Raw genomic sequence first — 3,384 nt, 5'->3', positions numbered from 1 at the left:
ACCTTAACGGGAGAATCGATGAGAAAACAGGGCGCCAACTTGACCGATGCCGATCAGGCGGAGTAAAAGGAAGACGCTATAAACGCGGGCAGAAAAAAAGTGATCGGCATGATGTTATTGGCTGATCGACATGATGTTATTAGCCATCAGTTCCAAAGCGTTGGTGCAGGATGAGTTTGCGCGAGCGGTGCGTGGGCACTGGGCCATCGAAAATAGCCTGCACTGGGTGCTGGACGTCACGATGGGCGAGGATGATTGCCCGATTTATCGCGGTGATGCCGCAGAGATTTTGGCGTGCATCCGGCACATGGGGCTGAACATGCTCAGGGCCGAGACTTCACGCAAGGCGAGCGTAAGACGGAAGCAAAAAATCGCAGGAATGAGCAGTGAATATCTGGAAACGGTACTCAATGCGGGTCTCAAAAAACTGGGTGAAATTTAACAAAATGTTCACGCTCTCACCCTGAACGGTATCCCAAGGCGCTGTGCGGGTGGTGTTCGTTATAATGCTCAAACGCGATGGCCAAATTGCCTACCGCTGTTCGGCTATCTGGTTTCGGCATCATCTCGATATAGTCTCGCTTCATCGTCTTCACGAAGCACTCCGCTATACCGTTGCTCTGTGGGCTTCTCACCGCAGTCGTTTTGGGCTCCAACCCGATTTCTCGTGCAAACGCGCGGGTCTCATGGGCTCGATACGCCGAACCATTATCAGTCAGCCACTCCACCGGTGATGCCGGCAACGCATCCCCGAAGCGACGCTCAACAGACCTCAGCATGACATCTTGCACCGTGGCACTGTCGTAACCCCCGGTACTGGCAGCCTAGTCCAAGGTTTCCCTGTCACAGCAGTCCATGGCGAACGTGACTCGTAGTTTTTCACCGTTATCGCAGCGAAACTCGAAGCCATCTGAGCACCAACGTCGATTGCTCTCCTTGACGGCAACACGCCCCTGATGTGCCCGCTGGGTCAATGGTGCAGCCGGTTTTCTTTCCAGCAACAGGCCATGATCGCGCATGACGCGATATACCCGTTTGGCGTTTACCACAGGCTGTCGTGTTGCCTCTGACCGACGCCGTAACAGCGCCCAGACTCGACGATAGCCATAGGAGGGAAGCTCAGCCATCGCCTCCATGATCCGGCCAAGTAAGGCAGCATCATCATGCAGGCGATGATGACGACCATCTTGCCAACCTGGTTTTCGATGAACACGAACGGATAGCTGCGCACGCGATACATTAAGGGCCTGGCTCACAGCACTTAATCGTCGTCCCCCGGCAACAAGGGCGCATGCGCAATCCATTTTTTGCTCGACCAACCTCTACGGCTTCTTTGAGGATCTCGTTCTCCATGGTTTTCTTCCCGAGCAGACGCTGGAGCTCTCGGATCTGCTTGATGGCAGCAACCAACTCGAAGGCTGTAACAACATCCTCACCGGCGGTGATCGCCGTGAGAGAGCTTTCCTGGAATTGCTTACGCCATTTGAAAAGCTGGTTGGCGTTGACGTCGTGCAAGCGAGCTACATGAGAGACGGTCATTCCGGGCTCAAAGGTCTGCTGCACGATGGAGATCTTTTCCGGCGTCGACGACGCTCAGCCCCTGTTAACATAGATGGTCGCCCCGGTTTGCCAAGCCCTCAATCAATGAAAGTGAGTCAGGTGGAGATTGCAGCCATAGATCCGGATTTCACCGAGGCAACAGCCTCTATCCCTGATGGAATTCGCTGACTGGCTCCTCTATCACTTACAGCGCACTTAACGACGTGCTGTGTTAACACCGGGTTTTGCCAGCCACGGTCTGACCTGTCTCGCCATCACTTCATGATTGCCTGCGCAATCTGTGCTTCATTATCATTGCCAACCGTCTTGTTGCAGGGCTGTCAGCCCGCCCTTACTAAACCTGTTTTTCATGCGGCCATACCATTGTGAGCATCATATTTTCTGTCGTGTGCCAGCAATGCCCAGATGATTCTAGCCGTCTGCGCTACCGCCGCCACGTTAGGGTTGCGCCGTGCCATCACCCCGGCCAACCAGCTTCCTGCAAACGACTCCTTGTGTTCTGCTACTCGTAGCACCGCCCGAGCGCCATGAATTAACAGTGTGCGCAAGTAGCTGTCGCCGCGCTTGCTGATCCCCAGCAGGGTCTGCTTGCCACCGCTGGAGTGTTGCCGTGGCACCAACCCCAGCCACGCGGCCAACTGCCTGCCATTCTGGAAATTTCTCGGATTGCCAATGGAGGCCACCAGGGCGCTGGTGGTGATAGGACCTATACCGGGTAGCTGTGCCAATGTTTGGCTGGCGACACTGTCTCGATGCCAGCGTACGCTCGCTTCCTCCAGCTCGTTGACCTGCTTATTGAGTTCCTTGAGGTGCTCGTGGAGTCGCATCAGCAACAGGCGAAACGTCCCTGGCAAGCAGTTTTCACTGTCCTCCAGGAATTCGGGAACACGCTGGCCGATGTGGGTGATGCCCTGGGGGATGATGAGCCCATATTCCGCCAAAAGTCCTCGGATCTGGTTGGCCTGGGCGGTCCTGGCCTTGACGAACCCCTGCCTAGCACGATGCAGGGCTAGGACGGCTAACTGTTCGCTACTCTTTATCGGCACGAAGCGCATGGTTGGCCGGGTTACCGCTTCGTAAATGGCCTCGGCATCGGGGGCATCATTCTTGTTTGTTTTGACGTAGGGTTTGACGAATTGAGGTGCCATCAGCTTGACGGTATGCCCCAGACCTTGCAGCTTGTTGGCCCAGAAATGGGCGCTACCACAAGCTTCCATGCCGATCAGACAGGCGGGCAAGTTGGCAAAGAAAGTGATCATCTGGTCCCGCTTGAGCTGCTTTTTCAGAAGCACTTTGCCGCGCTCATCCACGCCATGAACCTGCAGGACATTTTTGGCCAAATCGATGCCAATCGTGGTGATTTTCATAGCGTTCGCCTCTCTACAGTCAGTGGGAATATCTTTGCCACATTGGCACGTTAGATGCCGTTTGGGGAGGGGCGACCATCCCATTACTTCGACCATCTTCTCGTTGCGACTAGTACTGAACATAGTTCCAAGACTACCTCTTAAGTTAAGAGGGGCGAAGTGTCTGGATCTTCAAGGGGCCAATCTAGGATCTTCAAGGGACCAATCTACAATGTGCCTAGCGTATCTCGGTGCCTGCTATTAACCAAAATCAGGTTAAACATAGATCCTTCATTGCCAATTAGAGTGAGCATAGTGCGAGTGCTATCTAGGGAAGGTGCGAATAAGCGGGGAAATTCTTCTCGGCTGACTCAGTCATTTCATTTTTTCAGTTTGAGCCGATTTTTTCTCCCGTAAATGCCTTGGGAAAGTGCGAACAAGTATCCCACGAACAAAAAATGAAAATTTTAGTCATTTA

At 53.8% G+C, this 3,384-nt stretch carries 1 protein-coding gene and 2 pseudogenes; 1 reads left to right on the top strand and 2 read right to left on the bottom strand.

Annotated elements, in window-relative coordinates:
* Positions 1-145: 145 nt before the first annotated feature.
* A pseudogene (locus tag MUW49_RS13600) lies at positions 146-442 on the top strand (ISAs1 family transposase); the annotation flags it as partial.
* A 16-nt stretch (positions 443-458) separates the two neighbouring features.
* On the opposite strand, the pseudogene MUW49_RS13595 reads toward MUW49_RS13600, so the two are convergent.
* Both MUW49_RS13595 and MUW49_RS13590 read right to left on the bottom strand, forming a co-directional pair.
* Positions 459-1,610 (bottom strand): annotated as a pseudogene (locus MUW49_RS13595) (IS3 family transposase).
* Between the two features lie 297 nt (positions 1,611-1,907).
* Positions 1,908-2,927 carry an IS110-like element ISAs16 family transposase gene (locus tag MUW49_RS13590; RefSeq protein WP_021140576.1) on the bottom strand — a complete coding sequence of 340 codons (1,020 nt, stop codon included), beginning with the start codon at positions 2,925-2,927 and terminating at the stop codon, positions 1,908-1,910.
* Positions 2,928-3,384 lie beyond the last annotated feature (457 nt).

It is taken from the genome of Aeromonas sp. LsrichE-8G (genome assembly GCF_022869435.1).
Lineage (GTDB): Bacteria > Pseudomonadota > Gammaproteobacteria > Enterobacterales > Aeromonadaceae > Aeromonas > Aeromonas caviae.
The sequence above is the reverse complement of the archived record's forward strand: the minus strand, read 5'-3'. Positions and strand labels throughout refer to the sequence as shown.

What these genes read in the sequence shown, in the direction of transcription:
- MUW49_RS13590 (WP_021140576.1), bottom strand. Translation starts at nt 2,927, where the DNA reads ATGAAAATCACCACGATTGGCATCGATTTGGCCAAAAATGTCCTGCAG.